Origin of the sequence: Sphingopyxis sp. H050 (genome assembly GCF_001468265.1) — a bacterium.
Taxonomy (GTDB): Bacteria; Pseudomonadota; Alphaproteobacteria; order Sphingomonadales; family Sphingomonadaceae; genus Sphingopyxis.
Window position 1 is genome coordinate 74,046 of the sequence record NZ_LNRZ01000003.1, and the last position, 24,269, is coordinate 98,314.

Sequence of the window (24,269 nt, forward strand, 5' to 3'; positions counted from 1 at the left end):
CTTTGCTTATGGCCGAAATGCACGATCCTTATGGGCTCGGCGGCTCCCCATCCGGCGCCCGGGGTTCGCCGAGCAGCGCGAGCCGCGCCTCGTGGCTCGCGCGGTCGATCGCGTAGCGGCGCAGGCCCAGCGCTGCGCAGCCGCCGATCAGCACCATCATCACCGCGTAAATCCATCCCATCTGGGCCGCCGTGTCGGCGGGCAGGTCTTCGGGCCGCATCCGCTCGCCGAGCCCCGCAAAGGCGACGAGCTGGCCGACGAGAAAGATGCCGAGCGCCTGCCCGAATTTCTGCGTCATCAGATAGCCCGCGAAAAAGACGCCCTCGATTCGGGTGCCATGGTCGACCTCGTGCGCCTCGACGATTTCGGCGACCATCGACGCGGCGGATATGTTCGCGACGATCTGTCCGAACAGCGACAAGGTCATGAAGCCGAGCAGCAGACCGACCGACGCGGTGCCGCCGAGTTCGGGCCAGAAGCCGAGGTTGCGCGCGGCATAGGGCAGGAAGGCGAGGACGCCGCTGAACAGCGCGGCGGCGATCGCGGTGTTGCGCTTGCCGAAGCGGCGATGCGCGCGTCCGACCGCGGCAAAGGCGCCGAACACCGCGATCGCGAGGCCGAGCGGATACCAGGCGAATTGCGCGTCGCCGAGCTGCCACACATAGAGCATCATATAGTTGATCGAGGCGATCGCGGTCGCATAGCCGGTGACGATGAACAGCGCCCCACTCGCCAGCGCCACGAAGGCCGGGTTGCGAAAGGCGATCGCGATGTCGGCGAACAGCGAATGACCATGGCGCGCCGCGGGCGGCGGCAACGACAGGATGCGGCGGTGCTGTCCCAGCGCCGACCCCAGCGTCGTGACCAGGATCATCGCGGCCCCGAACAGTCCGAAGCCGGTATAGCCCGACGCCTCGAGGAGCCCGCTCTGCGCCGGATCGTCGGACGCCAGGAAATAGCCATAGGCCAGCGCCGTCGCGGTCAGGCCGCCGAGCCAGCCGAAGAGGAAGCGGAAGCGCATCAGGGTCGTGCGCTCGTCATAGTCGCGCGTCAGCTCGGCAACGAGCGAAATGGAGGGTATCTCGCACGCCGAGACGAGGATGCGCACCGCGACGACGTTGACGATCAGACCCAGCGTCGAATGCTGCGCGATGTCGGGGGAGACCCAGAGCATCGCCCAGGCGATCGCCATCGGCACCGCCGCGCCATAGAGCCAGGGCAACCGGCGTCCGAACCGCGTGCGCGTCGCGTCCGACAGGCGGCCGATCAGCGGATCGACCAGCGCGTCGATCACCATCGCGCCGATCAGCACCAGCGACACGGTGCGTGGGTCGAACCCCAGCACCTGGTTGTAATAGAGCATGAAGAAGGTGGTGAGTCCTGCCTCCTTGATCCCCAGCGTCACGCTGCCCAGCCCGTGAGCGAGCTTGATTCGCATCGGGAGCGGGGCGGGAAGGGTGGGAGCGGTCATTGCAGGCCCGTCGCCTCGGTCGCCGACAATGCGGCGAGCCGTGCCTCATGGTCGGCGCGGTTGATCGGGAAGCGCGAGAAGATCCACGTCGAGCAGGCCGCGGCGATCACCACGATCACGCCATAGCTCACCACCAGCCGATCGATCACTTCGGGCGCGACCTGTCCGGGGATCGCCTTCGACGGCAGGCCCGACAGGCTGATCAGCAGGCCGGTCAGCCCGATGCCGACCGCGGTCGCGCATTTCTGGACGAACATCCAGCCCGCCGCGAACACGCCCTCGGTGCGGCGCCCGGTCTCGACCTGCGAGGCTTCGACAACGTCGGCGAGCATCGACTGGCCGGAGATCATCACCATCACCGCATTGATGTTCGACAGGAGGATGAAGCCCATCAGCAGGTTGCTGGAAAAGGTCGATCCGATCGCGGGCCAGTTGTCCGACAGCAGCAGTACGAAGGGGACGATCCAGAAAATCGTGCTGATAATCCCGCACACCACCGCGGTCCGCTTCTTGCCGAAACGGTGATGCAGCGGCTGCACGAGCAGGAAGGAACCGATCACGCTCACCATCAGCAGCCATGGCAGCGCCGCGAAGGCGCCGTCCGAAAAGCGCCAGACGTAAAGGTAGAGGAAGTTCGAGATGGTGAAGGTCATCTGCGTGCTCGAAATCGCGACCAGCGATGCGCCGAGCAGGATCAGCGCGGCGGGATGGCGGAGCGACTCCCATATCTCGGCAAAAAGACGTTTCGGCGATCCGGGTTCCGGCTTCGTGGCGGGCAGGCGTGCGACGCGGCGATGCTGGCCGATCGCCGAGATCAGCACCGTTGCCGCCATGATGATTGCGCCGCACAGGCCATAGAGCCAGTATCCGGCGGGATTGAGCTGGCCGAATTCGTGCGTCGCGTCGGGGCGCAGGAACACCGTGTTCGCGAGGAAGAAGACAAGCAGACCGCCGCCCCACGCGAAGAGGAAGCGGAATCGGACGAGCGCGGTGCGCTCGTCATAATCGCTCGTCAGTTCGGCGACGAGCGATTGCGACGGCACCTCGCAGCACGACACCAACGTTCGCACCAGCACCGCCACGACGACCAGATAGACGAAGATATGCGTATGGTCGTCGGGCGGCGACCAGAGCAGCATCCATGCGAAACCGAGCGGGATCGGGGCGAGATAGAGCCACGGATGCCGCCGTCCCCAGCGCGTATAGGTGCGATCGGAGAAATAGCCGATCAGCGGATCGACGAAGGCGTCGGCAAGCAACGCGAACATCAGCGCGAGCGAGACCAGCTTCGCATCAAGCCCGACGACCTGGCTGTAGAAGATCAGCAGAAAGGTCGAAAAGCCGTTGTCCTTGACGCCATAGGCGACGCTGCCAAGGCCGTGGAACAGCTTGAGGCGGACCGGCAGGCGCGTCCGCGCCGGGGTGTCGGCGGTCACCCGGCGGCTCCGGCTTTCGCCGCTTCCTCCATCGCCAGCAGGGCGTCGAACATGCCCGGCGTTTCCTTGTCCCAGGCATGGCGCTGGCCAATCGTCAGCCCGCCGTCGACGAGCATATGCGTGCCGGTCATGAAGCTCGACTCCTCGCTCGCGAGATAGGCGACCGCATTCGCGATGTCCTCGGGCTGGCCCCCGCGCGCCACGGGCTGTGCGCTCGCGCTCATCTGCGCAATCACGGCGTTGGCCTGCGTCTTCAATTCACCTGGGACGTCGAGCGAGGCGGTGAAGATATTGGTGTTGATGAAGCCGGGGCAGATCGCGTTCACGCGGATGCCATATTGCGCCAGATCGGTCGCGGCGACCTTGCTGAGATGCAGCACGCCCGCCTTCGCGACCGCATAGGCGGTGGGCGAATAGCCCGCGCCCAATGCCGCAACGCTCGCCGTGTTGACGATGCTCGCGCCTCCCGAGCGAGTCGAGGGGCGGCCCTTCATGTGCGGCGCGGCGTAGCGGATGCCCATCGCCACCGACTTCAGCACCAGGTCCATCGTGCGATCCCAGCCCTCGGGCGTGATCTCGTCGATCGGCGCGCGGTCGCCGCCCGCGGCGGCGTTGTTGAAGACGATGTCGATCCCGCCGGCCTTCGCTGCGGCGGCATTCATCAGCGCCTCAATGTCCTCGGGTCTGGTCACGTCGCACCGGACGAAGTCGATCTTGCCGTTCGACTGTTCGGCGAGCGCCCGGCCGCCGGCTTCGTCGATGTCGGCGGCAAAGACATGCGCCCCTTCGCCCGCCAGTTTCAGTACCGCGGCCTTGCCGATGCCCGATGCCGCGCCGGTGACGACGGCGACCTTGCCTGCGAATCGCATATCCTCTGCTCCCGTTTTATTTTGCCACGCAACTTAGGCGCGCGGCGGGTCGCGTCAACGGCCCGCGACCTTCCGTTACGGCGCCGTAGCGTCGGGTCGGGCGCTCAAGTTGACGCTTGCGTAAAGCGGCGAAGCGGACGTAGATTTGGCGGCAGAAGAGGAGCCAGAAGGATGAGCGAACAGGACGCTTTCCGCGCCGAGGTGCGGGAATGGCTGGAGGCCAATTGCCCCCCCGAAATGCGCGAACCGATCCGCGACGAGGATGACGTCTGCTGGGGCGGGCGCAAATTCAGGTTCAAGAACGACGCCCAGAAGGCGTGGCTCGATGCCTGTGTGGCGAAGGGCTACACCGTCCCCGACTGGCCCAAACCCTATGGCGGCGCCGGGCTGACGCCGGAGCAGACCAAGATCCTCAGACAGGAAATGAAGCGCATCAAGGCGCGCTCGCCGCTCGACAGCTTCGGCATCTGGATGCTCGGCCCCGCGCTGCTCAAATTCGGCACCGAGGAGCAGAAGGTCCAGTATCTGAACCCCATCGCGCGCGGCGAAATCCGCTGGTGCCAGGGCTATTCGGAACCCGGTTCGGGCAGCGACCTCGTCAGCTTGCAGACCTTCGGCGAGGACAAGGGCGATCATTGGGTCGTCAACGGCTCGAAGATCTGGACGAGCTACGCCGACAAGGCCGACTGGATCTTCTGCCTCGTCCGCACCGACAAGGCGAACAAATATCAGGGCATCACCTTCATGCTCTTCGATATGGAGAGCCCCGGCGTCACGACGAAGCCGATCCTGCTGATCAGCGGCAACAGCCCGTTCTGCGAGACCTTCTTCGACGATGTGAAGGTGCCCAAGACGCAATATGTCGGCGAGATCAACCGCGGTTGGGACGTCGCCAAATATCTGCTCGGCCACGAACGCGAGATGATCTCGGGCGGCGGCGCGGGCGGCGACATGGTCAGCATCGGCGGCGCCTTTGCCAAGGCGTTCGGCAAGAATGCGGCGGGCGAACTCGACGACCCGATCCTGCGCGCCGAAATGGCGGCGTTCGATACCGACGTCTTTGCCTATCGCGCGATGGGCGAGCGCTTCATGGACATGTGGAAGACCGGGCGGGCGCATCCGGCGTCGTCGAACATGATGAAATATGTCGGCACCGAACTCAACAAGCGCCGCCACGAACTCGTGATGTCGGGCGGCGGCAGCGACGCGCTCGAATGGGATAGCGAAGACAGCAAGGGCGGCGCCCGCGCGCGCAGCTGGCTGCGCACCAAGGCCAATTCGATCGAAGGCGGGACGAGCGAAGTGATGCTCAACGTCATCGCCAAGCGTATCCTCGACCTGCCCGGGGCGTAAAACAACAAGCCCTCCCCTTCAGGGGAGGGCAGCGAGACTTGGCAGCTTGCTGCCTAGTCGCAGCGGGTGGGGGCCATCGATCTTGCGCAAGGCCGATGGCCCCCACCCCAACCCCTCCCCTGAAGGGGAGGGGCTAAGGAGAAACAAAATGCCGCTCTATCACAATGACGACCAGACGATGCTCAAGGACAGCGTCGCGCCCTTCGTGGCCGAACAGGCGCCCGTCTCGCATCTCCGCAAACTCCGCGACACCGCCGACGCCACCGGCTTCTCGCGCGACCTCTGGGCGCAGTTCACCGAAATGGGCCTGCCCGGCATGCTCGTTCCCGAGGCCCACGGGGGCCTCGGCATGGGGCATATGGAAGCAGGGATTGTACTCGAGGAAATCGGCCGCAACCTGACCCCGTCGCCCTTCCTTGCGACCAGCGTCGGCGCGGTCGCTGCGCTCGCCAAGGCGGGCGGCACGCAGGCGGGCCGCTGGCTTCCTGCGATCGCTTGCGGAGAGGCGATCGTCGCGCTCGCGATCGACGAGGGCGCCAAGCACCGCCCCGACCGCATCGCGACGACCGCGACGCGCGCCGGCAACGGCTTCCGTCTCGACGGCAAGAAAAGCTTCGTCCTCCACGGCCATGTCGCCGACATGAGCATCGTCGCGGCGAAGACCGACGGCGGCATCACGCTCTTCGCCGTGCCCAAGGACGCGAACGGCGTCACCGCCGATCCGCGCCGCCTCGTCGATTCCAGCCTCGCGAGCCATGTCACGCTCGACGGCGTCGAGGTCGATGCCGACGCCGTGATCGGCGAGGTCGATGCCGGTGGCGAGATTCTCGACGCGCTGCTCGCCGCCACCCGCACCGGCGCCGCCGCCGAAATGGTCGGCGTCGGACAGGGTGCGATGGACATGACGGTCACCTATCTCAAGGAACGCAAGCAGTTCGGCAAGCTGATCGGCGAGTTCCAGGGCCTCCAGCACCGCGCCGCGCATCTCTATGGCGAGATGGAAGTCGCGCGCGCCACGGTGATGAAGGCGCAGCAACTCCTCGACGAGGGCAGCGAAGGCGCGAAGCTGATGGTTTCGGTCGCGAAAGCCAAGGCCGGCCGCGCCGCCAATCTTGCCGTCCGCGAAGGCGTCCAGATGCACGGCGGCATCGGCATGACCGACGAATATGACATCGGCCTCTATATGAAACGCGACCGCGCGCTCGCCGAATTTATGGGCGATGTGCATTACCATATCGACCAGGTCGCCCGGATGAACGGGTACTAGGACCGAGCATTTCCAAACTCCGCTCGCCCTGAGCTTGTCGAAGGGCCGTCCTTTTCTTGGACGTGGCAGAGGAAGAACGGTCCTTCGACAAGCTCAGGACGAACGGAAAAAGGAACAGGGTATGAACCTTCAGGACATGTTCGGCCTCGACGGCCGCATCGCACTCGTCACCGGCGGCTCGCGCGGGATCGGCAAGATGATCGTCGAGGGCTATCTCGCGGCGGGTGCGGCGCGCGTCTACATCTCGGCGCGCAAGACGGCGCAGATCGAGGAAGCCGTCGCCGATTTCGAAACACGCTATCCGGGCAAGGTCATCGGACTCCCTGTGGACCTTTCGACCGTCGAGGGTTGTCGCGCGCTCGCCAAGGAACTCGAAGCGCGCGAGGAACGCCTCGACATCCTCGTCAACAACGCCGGGGCGGCGTGGGGCGAACCCTTCGAAGGTTTCCCCGAAGCGGGCTGGGACAAGGTGATGGACATCAACGTCAAATCGCCCTTTTTCCTGACGCAGGCGCTGCACGGGCTGATGAAGGCAGCAGGGACACCCGAGCGCCCGGCAAAGGTCATCAATATCGGCTCGATCGACGGCCAGCGGCTGAACCCGTGGGAAACCTACAGCTATCATGCGTCAAAGGCCGCCATCCTGTATCTTACCAAGCGTCTCGCCGCGCGGCTGGTGACCGACAATATCATCGTGACCGCGATTGCGCCGGGCGCCTTCCAGTCGGACATGAACAAGGCCGCGCGCGATCATGGCGACGCGGTGGCGAAGAGCATCCCGGTCAAGCGCATCGGGGTGCCCGAAGATATGGCCGGCGCCGCGATCTTTCTCGCGTCGAAAGCGGGCGACTATGTCGTCGGCGACACGATCACCGTCGATGGCGGCTTGGTCCACGGCGATTTGAAGACCAGCATCGACGCTTAACTTAAGCCCCTCCCCTTCAGGAGTGGCGGGTAAACTGTCCCCCGGACAGTTTAGATCATGCCGGGGGCATGATCGACCCTGCCACTGGTTTGGGGTGGGGGCCATCGGCCTTGCGCAAGGCCGATGGCCCCCACCCGCTGCGACTAGGCAGCAAGCTGCCAAGTCTCGCTGCCCTCCCCTGAAGGGGAGGGCGGACAAGGTTTGACACAGTCCTCAAGGTGTATTATTGAGCTAATGCACCAAGGAGATGTGCCATGCGTTTTGCTTATCTGATCCCCCCGATGATGCTCCTCGCCGCCTGCGGGCAGAGCGACGAGAAAAAGGACACGCCCGAAATTTCGATCAATGCCGGCGATGGCAAGGGCGGGGTCCAGATCAGCTCGAACAAGGACGGCAGCGGCCGGCTCAAGATCGGCGGCGACGGCGTCAATATCGACATGAAGATCCCCGATTTCGTCGATCTCGACGTCGAGGGCGATTTCGATATCGACGGCGTGAAGCTCTATCCGGGCAGCAACGTCACCACGGTCAATGTCGATGCGAGCGACAAGAATGGCGTCGACAAGGCGACCGTCGAACTCGGCTTCACCTCGCCCGCGGCGCCCGCAAAGGCGGCCGAGTGGATGGCGGGCGAATTCGCCAAGAAGAATATCCAGGTCCAGCGCGCCGGCGATACGCTGCGCGGCACGACCAAGGACGGCGACGATTTCAAGATCGACTTCGGCCCCGACGGCGCGAACGCCAAGGGCAAGGTGACGATTACGAAGAGCTAGACAAGAATCCCGTTCGCATCGAGCGAAGTCGAGATGCCCTTCGCCGAGGCGTGATCCTATGGGTGTCTCGACTTCGCTCGACACGAACGGGATCTAGAAAGCTACCCGCTGTTCCGCAGCGCCGTCGCGATCGCGTTGATCGTCAGCTGGATGCCCTCGGCGATCCGCGGGTCGGTCTCGCCCGCGCGGTGGCGCTTCATCAGCTCGATCTGGAGCAGGTTGAGCGGCTCGATATAGGGCAGCCGCAGCCGGATCGACGCCTCGAGCGCCGGGTTCTTCTCGAGCAGGCGCGACTGGCCGGTAATCGACAGCAGCCCATCATGCGCGCGGTTCCACCCGTCGCGGATGCGCGTGAAAATCGCCGCATGCCCCTCGACCCCGCTCGCCAGTTCGGCATAGCGCGCCGCGATTCCCATGTCGGACTTCGCGAGCACCATCTCCATGTTGCCGAGCAGCGCGGCGAAGAAGGGCCAGCTTTCCGCCATGTCGGCGAGCAGCGCCTTGTCGCCGAAATCCGAAAAGGCCTCGCCCGTGCCGTACCAGCCCGGCAGCATCGTGCGCGCCTGCGCCCAGCTGAACACCCACGGGATCGCGCGCAGATCCTCGATCGCGGTCGATTTGGTCCGGCTCGACGGGCGCGACCCGATCTTCAGGCCCGCGATCTCGGCGATTGGGGTCATCGCGCGGAAGAAATCCTTGAACGCCGGGGTCTCGTAGACAAGCCCGCGATACGCCGTGAACGCGCTGTCCGACAGCGCGTCCATCGCCGCGGTGAAGCGCCCGCTATTGGCGTCGCTCAGCCCCTCGGGCTCGAGGCTCGCGAGCAGGCTCGCCGAGACCATCGCCTCGAGGTTCGTCGCCGCGCTGTCGGCGGTGCCATATTTGGCCGCGATCACCTCGCCCTGCTCGGTGATGCGGATGCGCCCCTGCACCGTGCCTGCGGGCTGCGCGCGGATCGCGGCAAAGGCGCTGCCGCCGCCGCGCCCGACCGCACCGCCGCGGCCGTGAAACAGCTGCATGGAGGTGTCGGCCGCCTCGAACACCGGCGTCAGCGCATCGGACGCCTGATGCAGCCCCCAGGTCGAGGTCAGATAGCCGCCGTCCTTGTTCGAATCCGAATAGCCGATCATCACTTCCTGATGCCCGCGCGCCGCGATGTGCGGCGCAATCTCGGGCAGCGCGAAATAGCGCGCCATGATCGCGGGCGCGTCGTCAAGGTCGGCGATCGTCTCGAACAGCGGCACGACCATCAGCGTGTCGCGCCCTTCCGCCGACCAGAGCCCCGCCTCGCGCGCGAGCACATGGACTTCGAGCAGGTCGGACAGGCTCTCGGCCTTGCTGATGATCCATTGCAATATCGCCTGATGGCCGAGCTTCGCGCGGATATCCGCAGCGGCATGGACGATCGCGAGTTCGCCCGCCGTCTCCTCGCTCCACGCGTGCCATGTGGCGGCGAGCGGCCGGTTGACGCCAAGCTCGCGGCGCAGCAGCGCGACGCGCGCTTCCTCGTCCAGCGCCAGATAGTCGCTCTCGACCCCCGACACCTTGAGCAGTTCGGCGAGCACGCGCTCGTGCACCGCGCTGTTCTGCCGCATGTCGAGCGTCGCGAGGTGAAAGCCGAACACTTCGACGGCGCGGATCAGCCGCCCGAGCGCACCGATCCCGACCAGCTGCCCCTCGCCGCTCGCCGACAGGCCGTTCGCGATGACCAGCAGGTCGCGGCGAAAATCGGCGGGCGTCGCATAAGCTTCGCCCTTCAGCGCCGACGCGCGAGGCGGCGCCTTGCCGACGATGCCGGCGTAAGTCGCGCAGACGCGCGCATAAATGCCCGACAGCGCGCGGCGATAGGGCTCGTCGCGGCGGCTCGGCGCATTGTCGCCGCTCGCTTCGGCCAAGGCTTCGACGGCCTCCGGCACCGGCGCGAGCCCCGACGATACCGACAGTTCGGCGCCGAGGCCGTGGACCGCATCGGCATAATGGCCGAGCACCGCCGCGGCGTTGCGGCTCGTGGCGAGCTTCAGCGTCTCGGCGGTGACGAAGGGATTGCCGTCGCGGTCGCCGCCGATCCAGCTCCCGACGCGCAGAAAGCTCGCGGGACGCTGGCCCAGCTCGGCCTCCCAGCGCGCGTACAGCTTGGGCAGCACCGGCACGAACACGTCGCGGAGGTACGTCAGCGCATTGTCGATCTCGTCGGCGACGAACAGCTTCTCCATGCGCAGCGGCCGCGTCTGCCACAGCAGCACGATCTGCCGCCTTATCGCTTCCTCGACGATGTCGCCCTCGGGCGTCTCGTCGCTCCCGGCGTCGCGCAGCCGCATCAGCTCGGCGATGCGGTTCTTGTGATCGAGCACCGACTTGCGTCGCACCTCGGTCGGATGCGCGGTCAGCACCGGCGCGACGAGCGCCGCGTCCAGCAGCGCCGCGACCGCGTCGCTGTCGATCCCGTCGGCGCGCAGCTTTTCGAGCGCCGCCGCGACGGTCGCCTCGGGCTCGGCCGCCACGCCTTGTCTGTCCTCGGCGAGGTTCGCGAGCATCGAAAACAGCATGAACCCGCGCACGAAGGCGACGGTATCGTCGAGGCTCAGCGCATCGAGCCCCGGATCGATCGCCTCGGCCCCCGCGATGCCGCGGTGCCGGTCGACGCTCGACGAGCGGATATATTCGGTCTGCCGGAACAGTTTGTCGCCGCCATAGGCGCGAATGACATCACCCAGGATCCGCCCGAGATAGCGGATGTCGGGATTTTGCGAGATCTGGATCGGTGGGCCCATGCGCCGGATTGCTGCACCTGCGAAGGCGTGGGGTCAAGCCGCGCATAGCTATGCTTGCGACAGATCAGTGCGTCTTGACGAGAGTCAGCGTTCCCAGATCGACCGTCGATCCGCTCCCGAACGTAACGGAGTTGCGCGTGTCGGTGATGAACATCAGCTTGCCGTCGGCGTCGGTGATGCGTGCCGACACGGCATAGCTGTGCCGCGGATCGATGTCGGCGCGGTCGACGGTCAGGCTGAAGGCGAAGGGCACCCGCTTGCCCTCGCTGGCGAAGCGCTGCGTCGCCATATTGTTCGCGGGCGCGTCGGCGAGGCTGACGTCGTCGAGCCGCACCTCGATCTCGGCGGTCGGGGGCAGCGCGATGCGCTCGCCATAGGCGATGCTGCCGGTGACGGCGACGGTGCGTTCGGCGGGCACACCGGTCGAGGCGCAGGCGGCAAGCGTGAGCGCTATCGTAAAAGGAGCGGCAAAACGGAGCATCGTCTAATCTCCTACCTCGTCATTCCCGCGAAGGCGGGAATCCAGCTTATTGTACCTTATCTTTGCGCCTTAGCGCCTTTGCGTGAAACAAGAAAAACGGGTCTCACGCAAAGGCGCTAAGGCGCAAAGAAAAAGCTGGATCCCCGCCTTCGCGGGGATGACGAAGGAGAATTGATCAGCCCTCCAGCTCGACGTCCCAATAGAGCCAGTCGATCCAGCTCGTGTGGAGATAGCCCGGCGGGAAGGCGCGGCCATTGTCCTGCAACTGCCAGCTCGTCGGGCGCCAGGGCTGGCGATAGAGCGGCATCCGCGCCTGCTGCGGCGTCCGGCCGCCCTTCTTGAGGTTGCACGGGGCGCAGGCGGTCGTGACATTCTCCCACGTCGTGCGCCCGCCGAGCCGGCGCGGGACGACGTGATCGAACGTCAGATCCTTGCCCGACCCGCAATATTGGCACGCGAAGCGGTCGCGCAGGAACAGGTTGAAGCGGGTGAAGGCCGGATGTTCGGACGGCTTCACATATTGGCGGAGCGCGATCACGCTGGGGATCGGCATCGTGCGCGTCGGCGAATGGATCTCGCGCTCGTAATTTTCGACGATCGTCACCCGGTCGAGGAATACCGCCTTGACCGCGGTCTGCCACGGCCACAGGCTCAGCGGATAGTAACTCAGCGGCGTGTAGTCTGCGTTGAGAACAAGGGCCGGACAGGAATCGGGATGCCGGGCAAGATCGGGATGGAACATGGCTCGGTAACGCTGCCCCCTATGCTGCGCGGGATGGCGCGCCACTGCCTTCCCTGCATGACAGCGTCATTACATGCCGCATCAGAATCTGACGTCAAGGGGGCATTTGCCGCAAGATATGGAATGATTCGCGAAACTTCTCCACTGGATATGGTTTCGGGACCCGCCCGATGCTGACGCGGTTCGCGCCCAGTCCCACGGGCGATCTCCACCTCGGCCATGCCTATAGCGCCGCGCTCGCGCATGCGGCGGCGCGCGCGGCGGGCGGAGGCTTTCGCATCCGCATCGACGACATCGACGGCAGCCGCTCGCGCGAAGCCTTCGTCGCGGCGTCGCTCGCCGATCTCGCCTGGCTCGGGATCGACTGGGACGGCGATCCGATACGCCAGTCGGCGCATCTCGGCGCCTATGCCGCCGCGCTCGAAGAGTTGCGGTCGCGCGGGCTCGTCTATCCCTGCTTCTGCACCCGCGCCGATATCGCCGCCAGCCTTGCCGCGCCGCACGGCCCCTCCGGCGCCATCTATCCCGGCACCTGCCGACCGCTGTCCGAAGCCGAGCGCGCCCGCCGCCTCGCCGACGAGCAGCATTGCTGGCGTCTCGACATGGCGCGGGCCGTCGCGGTCGCGGGCGACCTGCGCTGGGAGGAGGCGGGGCAGGGCCCGCGCTTCGCCGACCCGCTCGCGCACGGCGATGTCGTGCTCGCGCGCAAGGACGCCCCCGCCAGCTATCATCTCGCCAGCACGCTCGACGATGCCGCGATGGGGGTGACGCACGTCATCCGCGGCGCCGACCTCGTCGCCTCGACCGATGTCCACCGGCTGCTCCAGGCGCTCCTCGCCTTGCCCACCCCGCTCTACCGCCACCACGCCCTCGTCTGCGGCGCAGACGGCAAGCGGCTCGCCAAGCGCGATGCTGCGGCATCGCTCGCCTCGCTCCGCGAAGCGGGCGGCGACGGACGCGCGCTCGCCGCCGATCTCGTGGCGGGACGCCTTCCCACTGGATATTCGCTGCAAATGCCCTAGATAGAGGATATGCAACTCTTGCTCGTCCTCGGGGTCGTTGCGGCGGCCGGTCTCGTCCTCTTCTCGCTTGCGCGCGGGCTGATCCATTTCGCCAGGGGCCATCAGGCCGCGATCGACGGCACCGTCCATGAAAATCAGGTGCTGCAGAACAAGATGATGATGGCCCGCGTGAAGTGGCAGGCGATCACCGTCATCCTGCTCATCATCATCGGTGTGACCGCCGGCACGCGCTGAGCCGGTTACTTCCTTTCCCGTTCGTGTCGAGCGAAGTCGAGACACCCATCGACCTTGCGCCCGGCCCGAGCGGCATCTCGACTTCGCTCGATGCGAACGAAGCGGGATGATCGTTTCGAATCCCGGGTTGTCTGACATGGTCAAGCTCAACAAGATCTACACCCGCACCGGCGACGACGGCACCACCGGCCTCGTAGATGGCTCGCGCATCGCCAAGTCGGCGCCCTTGATGGCGGCGATCGGCGACGTCGACGAGGCGAACAGCTGGGTCGGCCTCGCCGCTGCCGCGCTCAATCCGGACGGCGAGCATGGCCGGATGCTTGGCCGCATCCAGAACGAGTTGTTCGACCTCGGCGCCGATCTGGCGACCCCGCCCGACATCCAGTTCGGCTTCGGCCCGCACGACATGGCGCTGCGCATCGTGCCGAGCCAGATCGCGCGGCTCGAGGACGAGATCGACCGCATGAACGACGATCTCGAGGCGCTCACCAGCTTCATCCTGCCCGGCGGCACCGAAGCCGCGGCGCGGCTCCATCTGGCGCGCGCAGTGACGCGGCGGGCCGAGCGATCGGCTGTCGCCGCCGATGCCGAGCGCGACCTCAACCCGCTCGCGCTCACCTATCTGAACCGGCTCTCGGACCATCTCTTCGTGGTGACGCGGCATATCAACGCGGCGGCGGGCGGCGACATTCTCTGGAAGCCCGGCGCGACGCGCTGATCTGAACGTCCTCCCTGCCGCGTGGCGGTGGGGAGGGGGCACCGTCCGCGAAGCGGATGGTGGAGGAGCTGCGTCATGGCCCGCTCATTAGCCTGCGCCGTAGGCGCAGTTTATCGTGAGCGCCTGCAAGGCAGTCCAAGGGCGCTGCCACCTCCCCCTTGCTGCGCAACAGGAGGCCATGTTCCCTAAACGTTCTAGACAATCCGCGTCGCCGTAACCATAATCCATCCCACAGCGAAACCGAATCGCACTTCGGGGGATTGTCTCATCATGGCCAGCCGCACCGACGCTTCGCACCGCACCGATCCGCTGGAGGAACTGGCCCGCCGTTTTTCTGCCACGCGGCGCCTGTCGCTCGATCTGGTCGCGACGCTGTCCGACGCCGACGCGAGCGCGCAGTCGATGCCCGACGCCTCGCCCGCCAAATGGCATCTCGCGCACACGACATGGTTCTTCGAAACCTTCGTGCTGCGCGACCATCTGCCCGGCTATCGGCATTTCGACGATCGCTACGCCTATCTCTTCAACAGCTATTACGAGGCCGAGGGCCCGCGCCACGCGCGCCCGCACCGCGGGCTGCTGACGCGCCCGTCGCTCGACGATGTCTGCGTCTGGCGCGCGCATGTCGATACGGCGGTACAGACTGCGCTGCCCGACCTGCCGTCCGCGGCGCAGGCGCTGGTCGAGCTGGGCATCCATCACGAACAGCAGCATCAGGAGCTGCTGCTCACCGACATCAAGCATCTCTTCGCGCAGAACCCGCTCGGCCCGGCGGTGTGGGACAATGCAATCGCGAATGAAGTTGCGCAGTTTTCCGCGATGAAATGGGTGAAGGGCGCCGAAGGCGTCGCGGCGGCCGGCCATGACGGCGCCGGCTTCGCGTTTGATTGCGAAGGCCCGCGCCACGACACGCTGCTGACTCCGCATGCGCTGGCCAGCCGCCCCGTCACGAACGGCGAATGGCGCCAGTTCATCGACGACGGCGGCTATCACACCCCCTCGCTGTGGCTCAGCGACGGTTGGGCCTGGGTGCAGGCAGAGGATATTCAGGCGCCGGCCTATTGGCGCGAAGGGCGGACCTTCACCCTGTCGGGATGGCAAGAGATCGACCCGGCGGCACCTGTCACGCACGTCAGTTTCTTCGAGGCCGATGCTTTTGCCAGCTGGGCGGGCGCCCGCCTTCCGACCGAACACGAATGGGAAGCCGCCGCTTCGGCGCTTGACCCTGATGGCGGCCAGCAGCTCGATGCCGCCGGGCCGGTGCAGCCCGCGCCCGCGACCCCCGACACGGATCTGCAACAGATGTTCGGCAGCGTGTGGGAATGGACCGGCAGCGCCTACCGCCCCTATCCCGGCTTTCGTGCCGCACCCGGCGCGGTCGGCGAATATAATGGCAAGTTCATGAGCGGCCAGTTCGTCCTGCGCGGCGGCAGCTGCGCCACGCCGCGCGGCCATTTGCGCGCCTCCTACCGCAATTTCTTCTACCCCCACCAACGCTGGCAGTTCACCGGCGTCCGCCTCGCGAAGGATCTTTGACATGGGCGTTGTACGCCACCTGCGGCAGGTCGATGCCGACGCGACGGGGGTCGACATCGCCTTTCGTGCCGACGTCCACGCCGGTCTCTCGCAGCGCCCGAAGGCCGTCCCCGCACGCTGGTTCTACGACGCGACCGGCTCGGCGCTGTTCGAGGATATCACCGCGCTCCCGGAATATTATCCGACGCGCAGCGAGACCGATCTGCTCACCCGTCATGCCGCCGAAATCGCCGCGGCGATCGGCCCCGGCCGCGCCGTCGTCGAGCTCGGCTCGGGCAGTTCGACCAAGACGCCGCTGCTGATCGAGGCGATCGACCCGGCCGCCTATGTCCCCGTCGATATTTCGGGTGATTTTCTTCGCGACAGCGCAGAGGCGCTCGCGACGCAGTTTCCGGGGCTCGCCATCTATCCGGTCGAGGCCGATTTTACCCAGCGCGTCGATCTGCCGCGCGAAATCTGTCCGTTGCCGAAGCTCGGTTTCTTTCCGGGCTCGACGATCGGCAACATGGTCGCGCGCACCGCGATCGATCTGCTGCGGGGCTGGCGTGCGACGCTCGGCGACGGGTCGCTGATGCTGATCGGGGTCGACCGGATCAAGGATATCGCCATCCTCGAACGCGCCTATGACGACCCGGCGGGAGTCACCGCGGCGTTCAACCTCAACCTGCTCGAACGCATCAACCGCGAGCTCGGCGGGACGATCCCGGTCGAGAATTTCAGCCATCGCGCGATCTGGAACGATGTTCATGCGCGCATCGAAATGCACCTCGTCGCCGCCTGCGACATGGACTTCACCGTCGACGGCCGGACCTATTCGATGGCAAAGGGCGAGACGATCCATAGCGAGAACAGCCACAAATACGGCCCGCGCGACGCGAACCTGCTGCTCCGCGCGGGCGGCTGGACGCCGGTCGCGACCTGGGACGATGCCGATCCCGCCTTCGCGCTGATCCTCGCCGAAGCGACCGAGTTCCGCTCGGCCCCTTGACGCGCTAGCGCTAGAACGTAGAGCGAGGGCCGCTCCCTTACGCCGTTTGTCCTGAGCTTGCCCAAAGACCGTCCTTCTTTGTTGCGCCGGTCGCAAGACAAGAACGGCCCTTCGACAAGCTCAGGGCGAACGGCGGGGGGTGTTTTGGAAATAATAGGGGACAGTATATGATCGTCGGCGTCATCGGGGCAGGGCAAATGGGCGCGGGCATCGCGCAGGTTTCGGCGGGCGCCGGCCACGAGGTGCTCCTCTCCGACATCGACATCGCCCGCGCCGAAGCCGGCAAGGCCGGCATCGCCAAGGCGCTCGGCCGCCTGGTCGCCAAGGACAAGCTGACGCAGGCCGACGCCGACGCGCTGCTCGGCCGCATCACCCCCGTCGCCGATCACGCCGCCTTTGCCCCCGCCGACCTCGTCGTCGAGGCGGCGACCGAGCGCGAGGAGATCAAGCGTGCGATCTTCGCCAGCGTCGGCCAGCATCTTTCGGGAAGCGCGATTCTGGCCTCGAACACCAGCTCGATCCCGATCACCCGCCTGGCGCAAGCGGCGCCCGACCCGGCGCGCTTCATCGGGGTGCATTTCTTCAATCCGGTGCCCGTGATGGGGCTGATCGAGCTGATCCGCGGCCTGGCGACCAGCGACGACACGCTGGCAAAGGTCGAGGCCTATGGCCGCGGGCTCGGCAAGGAAATCGTCCACGCCAACGACGCGCCGGGCTTCATCGTCAACCGCGTGCTGATGCCGCTGATCAATGAGGCGATCTTTGCACTGGGCGAGGGCGTCGCGACGATGCAGGACATCGACGCGGGGTGTCGTTTGGGCCTCAACCACCCGATGGGCCCGATCACGCTCGCCGACTTCATCGGCCTCGACACCTGCCTCGAAATCATCCGCGTGCTGCAGAGTGGCACCGGCGACCCCAAATTCCGCCCCGCGCCGCTGCTCGTCCAATATGTCGAGGCGGGCTGGGTCGGCAAAAAGGCGGGGCGCGGTTTCTACGACTGGACGGGCGAGGCGCCCGTGCCGACGCGGTGACGCCGCCGGCCGACCTCGGGCGCGAGCAGCGCGGGGTCGTCCGCGGGGCCGCGCTTGCGGCGGCCGTGTCCCTGATTGTCATCCTCGCCGGCTGGCTTTCGCGCGACACGATCGTGGCGCGGAGCGACGATCCGCTGGCGCGGCTGCTGCTCGCTCTCCGCCTCGATCTCGCGCTGCTCGCCTGCCTCTTTGTAGCCATCGGGCGCGTCGCCCATGGCCGCTATACCTCGGCCGAAGATATCGGCGGGGGCGCGGCACCGACGGAAAGCGCGCCCGTCCGCGAAGGCCGCGCGCAGCTCCAGAACACGCTCGAACAGGTGGTGCTCGCGCTGCCGGCACATCTGGCGCTGGCAACGCTGCTCCCGCCCGACCGCATGGGGGTGATCGCCGCGCTCGTCCTGCTGTTTGTCGCAGGCCGCATCGCCTTCACACGCGGCTATGCGCGCGGCGGCCCCGGGCGCGCCTTCGGCTTCGGGCTAACCTTCTATCCGACCGCCGCGGCGCTGCTCGCGGCGGCCGCGCTCGCCATCGGCAATTGACAGGAGCTTAAATCGCCGAAGGGCGTTAGCATGGCAAAAGACGCCATCGCCGCCGCAACAGGAGCCCGTCATGAATCGCCAATTCGCCGGATTGTTTTCGCTTCTTTTGCTGACCACCGCCGTGCCGCTGCACGCGCAACAGGGCTCGCCCGAGGAATCGACCATCAAGGACACCGCCAATCAGGTGACCGAGCCGTTCGACGGCAAGGAAGCGCCCCCGAAGCTGCTGGCGATCCAGGGCGATCCCTATTCGCTCGCCGGGATGGGCAAATGTTCGGCGATCATCCGCGAAATAACCGAACTCAACGACGTGCTCGGCCCCGATGTCAACGAAACCGTCGACAAGGACCGCGCCAAGAAACGCGAAGAAACCGCCGGGCGGGTCGCGGGCAGCCTGGCCGGATCGATCATCCCCTTTCGCGGCCTGATCGGCGAAGTCACCGGCGCCAATGCCGAACGGCGGCGCTATGCCGCGGCGGTCTACGCCGGGACGGTGCGGCGCGGCTTCCTGAAAGGGGTCGGGCTGCAACGCGGTTGCAAGGCGCCCGCGCGGCCCTGATACACTCCCCATTATAGGGGTAGCGAGGGAGGGGATTGATATGGATGTCGCGAATATCCGGGCCTTCACCATCGATGTGCCGCAGACGGCGCTCGACGATCTGCGCGATCGGCTGGCGAGGACGCGCTGGCCCGAAAAGGAGACCGTCGACGACTGGGACCAGGGCGTCCCGCTCGCCTATGCGCAGGAACTCGCAGCCTATTGGCGGGAGCATTACGACTGGCGAGAGGTAGAGGCGCGGCTCAATCGCTATCCCAATTATCTCGCGACGGTCGACGGGCTCGACATCCATTTCCTCCACATCCGCTCGCCGAACCCCGCGGCGCGGCCGCTCGTGCTGACGCACGGCTGGCCGGGCTCGGTGCTCGAATTCCTCGATGTCATCGAACCCCTGTCGGCCGACCATCATCTCGTGATCCCGTCGCTCCCCGGCTACGGCTTTTCGGGCAAGCCGGCCGAGGCCAAGTGGAGCGTCGAGCATATTGCAGCGGCGTGGGACGCCCTGATGCGGGCGCTCGGTTACGACCGCTATTTCGCGCAGGGCGGCGACTGGGGCAGCGCGGTGACCTGCGCGATCGGCGGCAATCACGCCGGTCATTGCGCGGGCATCCACGTCAACATGATCGTCGGCCAGCCCGATCCGGCGACGATGAGCGACCTCACCGATGCCGAGAAGGCCTATCTCGCCCGCTTCGGCTGGTATCGCGCCAAGGACAATGGCTATTCGACCCAGCAGGCGACGCGGCCTCAGACGGTGGGGTACGCCCTCGCCGACTCGCCGGTCGGGCAGATGTGCTGGATCGTCGAGAAATTCCACGGCTGGACCGACTGCGGGCATCAGCCCGGCGGCCAGTCGATCGGCGGCCACCCCGAAAAGGCGCTGTCGAAGGACGCGATGCTCGACACCGTCAGCCTTTATTGGCTGACCAACAGCGCGGCCTCGTCGGCGCGGCTCTATTGGCACAGCTTCGCGCAGTTCGGCTTCGGCGAAATTCATGTGCCGACGGGGTGCAGCCTGTTCCCGAACGAGATCATGCGCCTCTCGCGCCGCTGGGCCGAGGGTCGGTACAAGAATATCGTCTATTGGAACGAGCTGCCCCGCGGCGGCCATTTCGCCGCGTGGGAGCAGCCCGACCTGTTCGTCGGCGAGGTCCGCGCGGCCCTCGCCGAAATGACGCTATAGCGGCGTGTAGACGACGCGGCAGCTTTCGGGCGCGCTCCGCGCCGCGGTGTTCCACGTCACCTCGTTGCCGTTTCGCGCCAGCCGCGCCCCGGTCCTGTTTTCATAGACCGGGCCGCCGTTCGACGGCGTCTGCTTCAGCACCATCGACCGCATGCCGTTGACGCGCACGATCGCCGAGTTGCCGACATAGTCGACCTTCAGCTTCGTGCCGCGGTTGCAGTCATAGCTGGTGCCGCTGTTCTCCGGTACGCCCGAACAGCCCCCGAGAGCGAGCGCTGCGCCAAGGATCAGGATCGCCGGTTTCATCGTCCTGCTCCTCTCAATAGCCCGAGCGAACGCACAGCACGTCGGCCAGATATTCGCGGCCGCCGACCGTTTCCATATGCTCGCGCGCCGACCCGTTCCAGCCAATCGACCGGCACCAGGCGTCGGCAGTGCGGGCGGCGCAGGCCGCGGTTGACGACCCGCTCGTGCAGGCGGGAGCGCGATAGCCGTTGGTTCCCGGCTGCGTATGGAATTCGGCGAAATTGCCGCGCGTGCTCTGATCGTTCGCGGGCGGATTCGGGTTCCAGCCTCCGCCTGTGGCGGTCGGCCGGATCGACTGGATCGTCAGTCCGCGAAGCACATTGTTCAACATCGGTGTGTCGCGGTCTACCGTGCGGCAGGCGCCGCGATAGCGGGTCTTCTCGCAAAGTTCCCAGCTCCCGCTGGCGACGCGGATCGAATTGACCGGCCACGACAGGCCCAGATTCGGCTTGGCTTCGCCGATGAACACGGCGGGTCCGCGGTAGGCGGCGTCGCGATAGATCGTCGCCTCGGGCGGCCGGTACATCTTGTCCTGAGGGGGCTGGGCGCTCGAGGTGGCGAGAAATCCCGCCCCTATCGACGCCGCGGCTGCGGCAAGGATCGACAAACGATAAGCGGTTTTCATCACAGCCTCCCATTTCAGCGAAACGCGACCCGGGACTCGTTATGGTTCCGGAGTTTACGCCGTGCGGGAGCCGCTTGCAAATTATCACGGTGAACCGGCGTCAACCATGCCGCCGCCGCGGCCGGTCACGGCGTCTTGGCAGGCTCGGTGGCCGGAGCCGCGTCGGCGGCAGCCTCCGGCGTGGTTGCCGGAGCGGTGATGGCCTCGGCCGGAGGAGGCGCCGCCGGTGCAGGCGCGGCGGCCAGCGGCGTGACGCTGAGGATCAACCCCGCGAGCGCCGCCGACATCAGATTCGACAGGCTGCCGGCCAGCAACGCCTTCAGCCCCAGCTTGGCGATCATCGGCCGCTGATTGGGGGCGAGGCCGCCCGTCACCGCCATCTGGATCGCGATCGAGCTGAAATTGGCGAAACCGCACAGCGCAAAAGTCGCGATCGCGATCGCGGCGGGCGACAGCGTCCCCTGTACCTTGCCCAGGTCGATGAAGGCGACGAATTCGTTGAGCACGATCTTGGTCCCGAACAGCCCGCCTGCGGCGGCGCTCTCGTCCCACGGCACGCCCATCAGCCACATCACCGGGCGAAAGATCGTGCCGATGATCGACTGGAACGACAGGTCGGGATAGCCGAACCAGCCGCCGATCCCGGCGAGCAGCCCGTTGGCGAGCGCGACGAGCGCGACGAAGGCGAGCACCATCGCGCCGACCGCGACCGCGAGCCGGACGCCGGTCTGCGCGCCCTGCGCGGCCGCCATGATGATGTTCGCGGGCTTTTCCTCGTCGTGGCTCGCCTCGGGCATGATCACCGGCTCGATGCCCAGATCCTTGGGATCGTCGGGCATCATGATCTTGGCCATCAAGATGCCGCCGGGCGCCGACATGAAGCTCGCGGCGAGCAGATAGGGCAGCAATTGCTCGCCGATCATGCTCGCATAGGCGCCAAGGATCGTGCCGGCGACGCCCGCCATGCCGACCGTCATTACCGTGAACAGCTGCGGCGGCGTCAGCCCGGCCAGATAGGGGCGGATGACGAGCGGGCTTTCGCTCTGCCCGACGAAGATATTGGCGGCCGCTCCGAGGCTCTCGACCTTGGTGATGCCGGTGATCTTCTGGATCGCGCCACCGACCCATTTGATCACCAGCTGCATGATGCCGAGATAATAGAGGATCGAGATCATCGAGGCGAAGAAGATGATCACCGGCAGCGCGGCGATGGCGAAGCTGTGTCCGCCCATGTCGGGGCTGGCGAGCGGGCCGAAGATGAAGTCGGTGCCGGCCTTGGCATAGCCGAGGAGGTTCGACACCCCGCTCGACATCGCCTGGATGACGTTGCGGCCCCACGGCGTGCCGAGAACGAGCAGCGCGAAGCCGGCCTGCAGCAGGAAGGCGGGGACGACGACGCGCGGGCGGATCCAGCGCCGGTTCGAGGAAAAGAGCACGGCGATCGCAAGCAATGCGACGATGCCGAGCAAACCGATAAGCCGTTCCATAATGTCTGTGCGTCCCCCGCAAGTTTATTGCGCCTGTCTAACGGGCTTTGCCGAGGGGGCAAGGGGCAGGCCGCCATATTGGTCGCAAAGCCGCTTGGCGGTGGCGCTGTCCCGCGATAATCCGGCGGTGGGCAAGGGGGAATGAAATGCGATTTCTGATCGTTGCGGCGACGCTTTGGGCCGCGGTTCAGCCACTGGCGGCGCAGACCGATACCGCCATTCCGGCAACAGCGTCGGCGAAGTTCGAACCGCTGCCGACCGCCGCCTTCGCCCGGCTTCCCTTCGCCGAAATGACCGCGCTGTCGCCCGACGGCAGCCATATCGCCGGCCTGTTCGCCGTGGACGGCGCGCAGCATATCGGGATCCTTCCCGCCATCGGCGACCGCAGCAAGACGATCGGGATTGCGGTTCCCGACCAGACGCAGATCGGCTGGATCCAGTGGGTCAACGACGACAATATCATCGTCGGCCTGCGCGCGCTCGTGCCTGTGGAGGCGGATAATTGGTACGTGTCGCGTCTGATCGCGGTCAACCGGACGACGGGCAAGGTCACACGCCTGTTGTGGGACGTCGGCGGGCAGAATGCTTCGGACGTGCTATGGGTGCCCACCGACGGCAGCAACGAGATTTTGGTCGCGGCGCAGAACTCGATCTATGAGGGCGAGGCGTTCTGGCCGACGGTGTACCGGGTCGACGTGACGACCGGACGCAAGAAGGTGGAGGTCAAGGGGCGGGTGAGCGTGCTCGACTGGGGCGCCGACCATCTCGGCCGGGTCCGCTACGGCATCGGCTACAGCGATACGACGACGAAGGCGACCTTGCTCTATCGTGCCGATGCCCGCAGCAGCTTTCGCACGATCGACAGCGCGCGGCTTCGCGACGACGAGCGATTGGCGATCCCCTTCATCTTCGTGCCCGGCACCGACAACGGGCTGATCTATAAAGATCTAGACGACGGCCGGACGGCAATCGTCGAGGTGAATCTGTCGACTGGCGCCGAAGTGCGCACCGTCGTCTCGCCCGAGAAGAGCGATATCGAGGGGGCGATCCGCTCGCCCGACGCGACGAAGCTTATCGGCGTGTACACATCCGACGACGACCAGCCAGTCCGGTGGCTCGATCCCGCGATGGTGCAAATGCAGGAAACGCTTGCCTCGACGTCACCCAAGTCGCGCGTCACAATCGACAGTTACAGCCGCGATCTCACCAAATTGCTGGTCCGCATCGCGACGCCGGATAATCCGGGGCTGCTCTATTATTATGATTCGACGAAGGCCGAACTGTCGAAACTCGCGACGATGAACAATGCAATCGGCGGCCGGCGGCTGTCGCGCGCCAAATATGTGCAGTATAAGGCGCGCGATGGGCTCCGGATCGAAGGCGTGTTGACGCTTCCCCGCGGGCGCGACCCGAAATCGCTGCCCTTCATCGTCATGCCGCACGGCGGGCCGTGGGGCCATGACGAGCTCTCCTACGATTATTGGGCGCAGTTTCTGGCCGAGCGTGGCTATGCGGTGCTGCAGCCCAATTTCCGCGGCTCGACGGGCTATGGCGGCGATTTCGAGCGCGCGGGACAGGGGCAGATGGGCTTCGCGATGCAGGACGATATCACCGACGGTGTGCGCTGGGCCGTCGCGGAGGGCATCGCCGATCCGAAGCGCGTCTGCATCGTCGGCGCTTCCTATGGCGGCTATGCCGCGATGTGGGGCGTCGTGAAGGATCCCGAGCAGTATCGCTGCGCAATCTCGATCGCGGGGGTCGCGAACCTGCGCCGCGAGGTCAATGATTTCGGCGGATCGGTTCGCGCCAATCTGCACCGCGGCCAGTGGCAGAAAATGACTCCGGATTTCGCCGCGGTTTCGCCGATCAACGCGATCGACCGGATCAGGACGCCGCTGCTGCTGATCCACGGCAAGAAGGACATCACCGTCGATCACAGCCAGTAGACGC

Annotated in this window: 23 protein-coding genes; 14 read left to right on the forward strand and 9 right to left on the reverse strand. The window is 66.2% G+C overall.

What is annotated here, in order from left to right:
• Positions 1 to 28 precede the first annotated feature (28 nt).
• Genes ATE67_RS06555 through ATE67_RS06565 form a run of 3 tightly spaced genes read right to left on the reverse strand, consistent with a single transcriptional unit; the run spans position 29 to position 3,776 of the window.
• Positions 29 to 1,471, reverse strand: coding sequence for an MFS transporter (locus tag ATE67_RS06555; RefSeq protein ID WP_082660240.1), 1,443 nt, complete (start codon positions 1,469 to 1,471; stop codon positions 29 to 31).
• Positions 1,468 to 2,907 (reverse strand): MFS transporter, encoded by a 1,440-nt coding sequence (locus ATE67_RS06560; RefSeq protein ID WP_058815950.1) that lies wholly within the window; start codon positions 2,905 to 2,907, stop codon positions 1,468 to 1,470. The genes ATE67_RS06555 and ATE67_RS06560 overlap by 4 nt, the downstream gene beginning before the upstream one ends.
• The gene (locus ATE67_RS06565; protein ID WP_058815951.1) at positions 2,904 to 3,776 is read right to left on the reverse strand and encodes an SDR family NAD(P)-dependent oxidoreductase; all 873 of its coding nucleotides are present in this window, start codon (positions 3,774 to 3,776) and stop codon (positions 2,904 to 2,906) included. Before ATE67_RS06565 ends, ATE67_RS06560 begins: the two co-directional genes overlap by 4 nt.
• Positions 3,777 to 3,947: 171 nt before the next feature.
• On the opposite strand from ATE67_RS06565, the gene ATE67_RS06570 reads away from it, so the two are divergent.
• The 4 genes from ATE67_RS06570 (at position 3,948) to ATE67_RS06585 (ending at position 8,094) form a co-directional block, all read left to right on the forward strand.
• Positions 3,948 to 5,129, forward strand: coding sequence for an acyl-CoA dehydrogenase family protein (locus ATE67_RS06570; RefSeq protein WP_058815952.1), 1,182 nt, complete (start codon positions 3,948 to 3,950; stop codon positions 5,127 to 5,129).
• 148 nt (positions 5,130 to 5,277) lie between these two features.
• Entirely contained in the window at positions 5,278 to 6,396 is a 1,119-nt protein-coding gene (locus ATE67_RS06575) for an acyl-CoA dehydrogenase family protein (RefSeq protein ID WP_058815953.1), read from the forward strand.
• 121 nt (positions 6,397 to 6,517) lie between these two features.
• Positions 6,518 to 7,321, forward strand: a complete 804-nt coding sequence (locus ATE67_RS06580; protein ID WP_058815954.1) for an SDR family oxidoreductase — start codon at positions 6,518 to 6,520, stop codon at positions 7,319 to 7,321.
• 254 nt (positions 7,322 to 7,575) lie between these two features.
• A complete protein-coding gene (locus ATE67_RS06585) occupies positions 7,576 to 8,094 on the forward strand; it encodes a hypothetical protein (RefSeq protein WP_058815955.1) in 519 nt (172 codons plus the stop codon).
• Positions 8,095 to 8,195: 101 nt separating this feature from the next.
• Here the strand turns inward: ATE67_RS06585 and ppc are convergent, their stop codons facing one another.
• The 3 genes from ppc to ATE67_RS06600 form a co-directional block, all read right to left on the reverse strand.
• Positions 8,196 to 10,865, reverse strand: coding sequence for a phosphoenolpyruvate carboxylase (gene ppc / locus ATE67_RS06590; RefSeq protein WP_058815956.1), 2,670 nt, complete (start codon positions 10,863 to 10,865; stop codon positions 8,196 to 8,198).
• Positions 10,866 to 10,929: 64 nt separating this feature from the next.
• The gene (locus ATE67_RS06595) at positions 10,930 to 11,346 is read right to left on the reverse strand and encodes a YbaY family lipoprotein (RefSeq protein ID WP_058815957.1); all 417 of its coding nucleotides are present in this window, start codon (positions 11,344 to 11,346) and stop codon (positions 10,930 to 10,932) included.
• A 175-nt stretch (positions 11,347 to 11,521) separates the two neighbouring features.
• A complete protein-coding gene (locus tag ATE67_RS06600) occupies positions 11,522 to 12,088 on the reverse strand; it encodes an HNH endonuclease (RefSeq protein ID WP_058815958.1) in 567 nt (188 codons plus the stop codon).
• 170 nt (positions 12,089 to 12,258) lie between these two features.
• Between ATE67_RS06600 and gluQRS the strand changes: the two genes are divergently transcribed.
• The 9 genes from gluQRS to ATE67_RS06645 all read left to right on the forward strand — a co-directional run bounded on the left by gluQRS (position 12,259) and on the right by ATE67_RS06645 (position 19,901).
• The gene (gluQRS, locus tag ATE67_RS06605; protein ID WP_058815959.1) at positions 12,259 to 13,110 is read left to right on the forward strand and encodes a tRNA glutamyl-Q(34) synthetase GluQRS; all 852 of its coding nucleotides are present in this window, start codon (positions 12,259 to 12,261) and stop codon (positions 13,108 to 13,110) included.
• Positions 13,111 to 13,119: 9 nt separating this feature from the next.
• Positions 13,120 to 13,344 carry an HIG1 domain-containing protein gene (locus ATE67_RS06610; protein ID WP_058815960.1) on the forward strand — a complete coding sequence of 75 codons (225 nt, stop codon included), beginning with the start codon at positions 13,120 to 13,122 and terminating at the stop codon, positions 13,342 to 13,344.
• 136 nt (positions 13,345 to 13,480) lie between these two features.
• Positions 13,481 to 14,062, forward strand: coding sequence for a cob(I)yrinic acid a,c-diamide adenosyltransferase (locus ATE67_RS06615; protein WP_058816382.1), 582 nt, complete (start codon positions 13,481 to 13,483; stop codon positions 14,060 to 14,062).
• 270 nt (positions 14,063 to 14,332) lie between these two features.
• Complete coding sequence (gene egtB, locus ATE67_RS06620) at positions 14,333 to 15,598, forward strand: ergothioneine biosynthesis protein EgtB (RefSeq protein ID WP_058815961.1); 1,266 nt, start codon at positions 14,333 to 14,335, stop codon at positions 15,596 to 15,598.
• A 1-nt stretch (position 15,599) separates the two neighbouring features.
• A complete protein-coding gene (egtD, locus tag ATE67_RS06625) occupies positions 15,600 to 16,586 on the forward strand; it encodes an L-histidine N(alpha)-methyltransferase (protein ID WP_058815962.1) in 987 nt (328 codons plus the stop codon).
• Positions 16,587 to 16,753: 167 nt separating this feature from the next.
• A complete protein-coding gene (locus ATE67_RS06630) occupies positions 16,754 to 17,620 on the forward strand; it encodes a 3-hydroxyacyl-CoA dehydrogenase NAD-binding domain-containing protein (protein ID WP_058815963.1) in 867 nt (288 codons plus the stop codon).
• 65 nt (positions 17,621 to 17,685) lie between these two features.
• Positions 17,686 to 18,159: an MAPEG family protein gene (locus ATE67_RS06635; protein ID WP_197411890.1), complete on the forward strand. Its 474-nt coding sequence runs from the start codon at positions 17,686 to 17,688 to the stop codon at positions 18,157 to 18,159.
• Between the two features lie 70 nt (positions 18,160 to 18,229).
• Positions 18,230 to 18,718, forward strand: a complete 489-nt coding sequence (locus tag ATE67_RS06640; RefSeq protein ID WP_058815965.1) for a hypothetical protein — start codon at positions 18,230 to 18,232, stop codon at positions 18,716 to 18,718.
• Positions 18,719 to 18,758: 40 nt separating this feature from the next.
• The gene (locus ATE67_RS06645) at positions 18,759 to 19,901 is read left to right on the forward strand and encodes an epoxide hydrolase family protein (protein WP_197411891.1); all 1,143 of its coding nucleotides are present in this window, start codon (positions 18,759 to 18,761) and stop codon (positions 19,899 to 19,901) included.
• Here ATE67_RS06645 and ATE67_RS06650 read toward each other — a convergent pair.
• The 3 genes from ATE67_RS06650 to ATE67_RS06660 form a co-directional block, all read right to left on the reverse strand.
• Positions 19,896 to 20,207, reverse strand: a complete 312-nt coding sequence (locus ATE67_RS06650; RefSeq protein ID WP_058815966.1) for an MliC family protein — start codon at positions 20,205 to 20,207, stop codon at positions 19,896 to 19,898. The two genes, ATE67_RS06645 and ATE67_RS06650, sit on opposite strands and share 6 nt — an antisense overlap.
• 13 nt (positions 20,208 to 20,220) lie before the next feature.
• Positions 20,221 to 20,832 carry a beta/gamma crystallin-related protein gene (locus ATE67_RS06655; RefSeq protein WP_058815967.1) on the reverse strand — a complete coding sequence of 204 codons (612 nt, stop codon included), beginning with the start codon at positions 20,830 to 20,832 and terminating at the stop codon, positions 20,221 to 20,223.
• 125 nt (positions 20,833 to 20,957) lie between these two features.
• Positions 20,958 to 22,319, reverse strand: a complete 1,362-nt coding sequence (locus tag ATE67_RS06660) for a NupC/NupG family nucleoside CNT transporter (RefSeq protein WP_082660242.1) — start codon at positions 22,317 to 22,319, stop codon at positions 20,958 to 20,960.
• 146 nt (positions 22,320 to 22,465) lie between these two features.
• Here ATE67_RS06660 and ATE67_RS06665 point away from each other — a divergent pair, with 146 nt between their 5' ends.
• On the forward strand, positions 22,466 to 24,265 hold the full coding sequence (locus ATE67_RS06665; RefSeq protein WP_058815968.1) for an alpha/beta hydrolase family protein: 1,800 nt from the start codon (positions 22,466 to 22,468) through the stop codon (positions 24,263 to 24,265).
• The last annotated feature ends 4 nt before the right edge of the window (positions 24,266 to 24,269 follow it).

Excerpts from the sequence above, each read along its gene's own strand:
- ATE67_RS06660 (WP_082660242.1), bottom strand. The coding sequence starts at position 22,319 with ATGGAACGGCTTATCGGTTTGCTCGGCATCGTCGCATTGCTTGCGATC.
- ATE67_RS06595 (WP_058815957.1), bottom strand. The coding sequence starts at position 11,346 with ATGCTCCGTTTTGCCGCTCCTTTTACGATAGCGCTCACGCTTGCCGCC.
- ATE67_RS06570 (WP_058815952.1), top strand. The coding sequence starts at position 3,948 with ATGAGCGAACAGGACGCTTTCCGCGCCGAGGTGCGGGAATGGCTGGAG.
- ATE67_RS06630 (WP_058815963.1), top strand. The coding sequence starts at position 16,754 with ATGATCGTCGGCGTCATCGGGGCAGGGCAAATGGGCGCGGGCATCGCG.
- ATE67_RS06645 (WP_197411891.1), top strand. The coding sequence starts at position 18,759 with ATGGATGTCGCGAATATCCGGGCCTTCACCATCGATGTGCCGCAGACG.
- egtD (WP_058815962.1), top strand. The coding sequence starts at position 15,600 with ATGGGCGTTGTACGCCACCTGCGGCAGGTCGATGCCGACGCGACGGGG.
- ATE67_RS06565 (WP_058815951.1), bottom strand. The coding sequence starts at position 3,776 with ATGCGATTCGCAGGCAAGGTCGCCGTCGTCACCGGCGCGGCATCGGGC.
- ATE67_RS06575 (WP_058815953.1), top strand. The coding sequence starts at position 5,278 with ATGCCGCTCTATCACAATGACGACCAGACGATGCTCAAGGACAGCGTC.
- ATE67_RS06585 (WP_058815955.1), top strand. The coding sequence starts at position 7,576 with ATGCGTTTTGCTTATCTGATCCCCCCGATGATGCTCCTCGCCGCCTGC.
- ATE67_RS06650 (WP_058815966.1), bottom strand. The coding sequence starts at position 20,207 with ATGAAACCGGCGATCCTGATCCTTGGCGCAGCGCTCGCTCTCGGGGGC.
- ATE67_RS06610 (WP_058815960.1), top strand. The coding sequence starts at position 13,120 with ATGCAACTCTTGCTCGTCCTCGGGGTCGTTGCGGCGGCCGGTCTCGTC.
- ATE67_RS06640 (WP_058815965.1), top strand. The coding sequence starts at position 18,230 with ATGAATCGCCAATTCGCCGGATTGTTTTCGCTTCTTTTGCTGACCACC.
- ATE67_RS06655 (WP_058815967.1), bottom strand. The coding sequence starts at position 20,832 with ATGAAAACCGCTTATCGTTTGTCGATCCTTGCCGCAGCCGCGGCGTCG.
- ATE67_RS06615 (WP_058816382.1), top strand. The coding sequence starts at position 13,481 with ATGGTCAAGCTCAACAAGATCTACACCCGCACCGGCGACGACGGCACC.
- gluQRS (WP_058815959.1), top strand. The coding sequence starts at position 12,259 with ATGCTGACGCGGTTCGCGCCCAGTCCCACGGGCGATCTCCACCTCGGC.
- ATE67_RS06600 (WP_058815958.1), bottom strand. The coding sequence starts at position 12,088 with ATGTTCCATCCCGATCTTGCCCGGCATCCCGATTCCTGTCCGGCCCTT.
- ATE67_RS06665 (WP_058815968.1), top strand. The coding sequence starts at position 22,466 with ATGCGATTTCTGATCGTTGCGGCGACGCTTTGGGCCGCGGTTCAGCCA.
- egtB (WP_058815961.1), top strand. The coding sequence starts at position 14,333 with ATGGCCAGCCGCACCGACGCTTCGCACCGCACCGATCCGCTGGAGGAA.
- ppc (WP_058815956.1), bottom strand. The coding sequence starts at position 10,865 with ATGGGCCCACCGATCCAGATCTCGCAAAATCCCGACATCCGCTATCTC.
- ATE67_RS06580 (WP_058815954.1), top strand. The coding sequence starts at position 6,518 with ATGAACCTTCAGGACATGTTCGGCCTCGACGGCCGCATCGCACTCGTC.
- ATE67_RS06555 (WP_082660240.1), bottom strand. The coding sequence starts at position 1,471 with ATGACCGCTCCCACCCTTCCCGCCCCGCTCCCGATGCGAATCAAGCTC.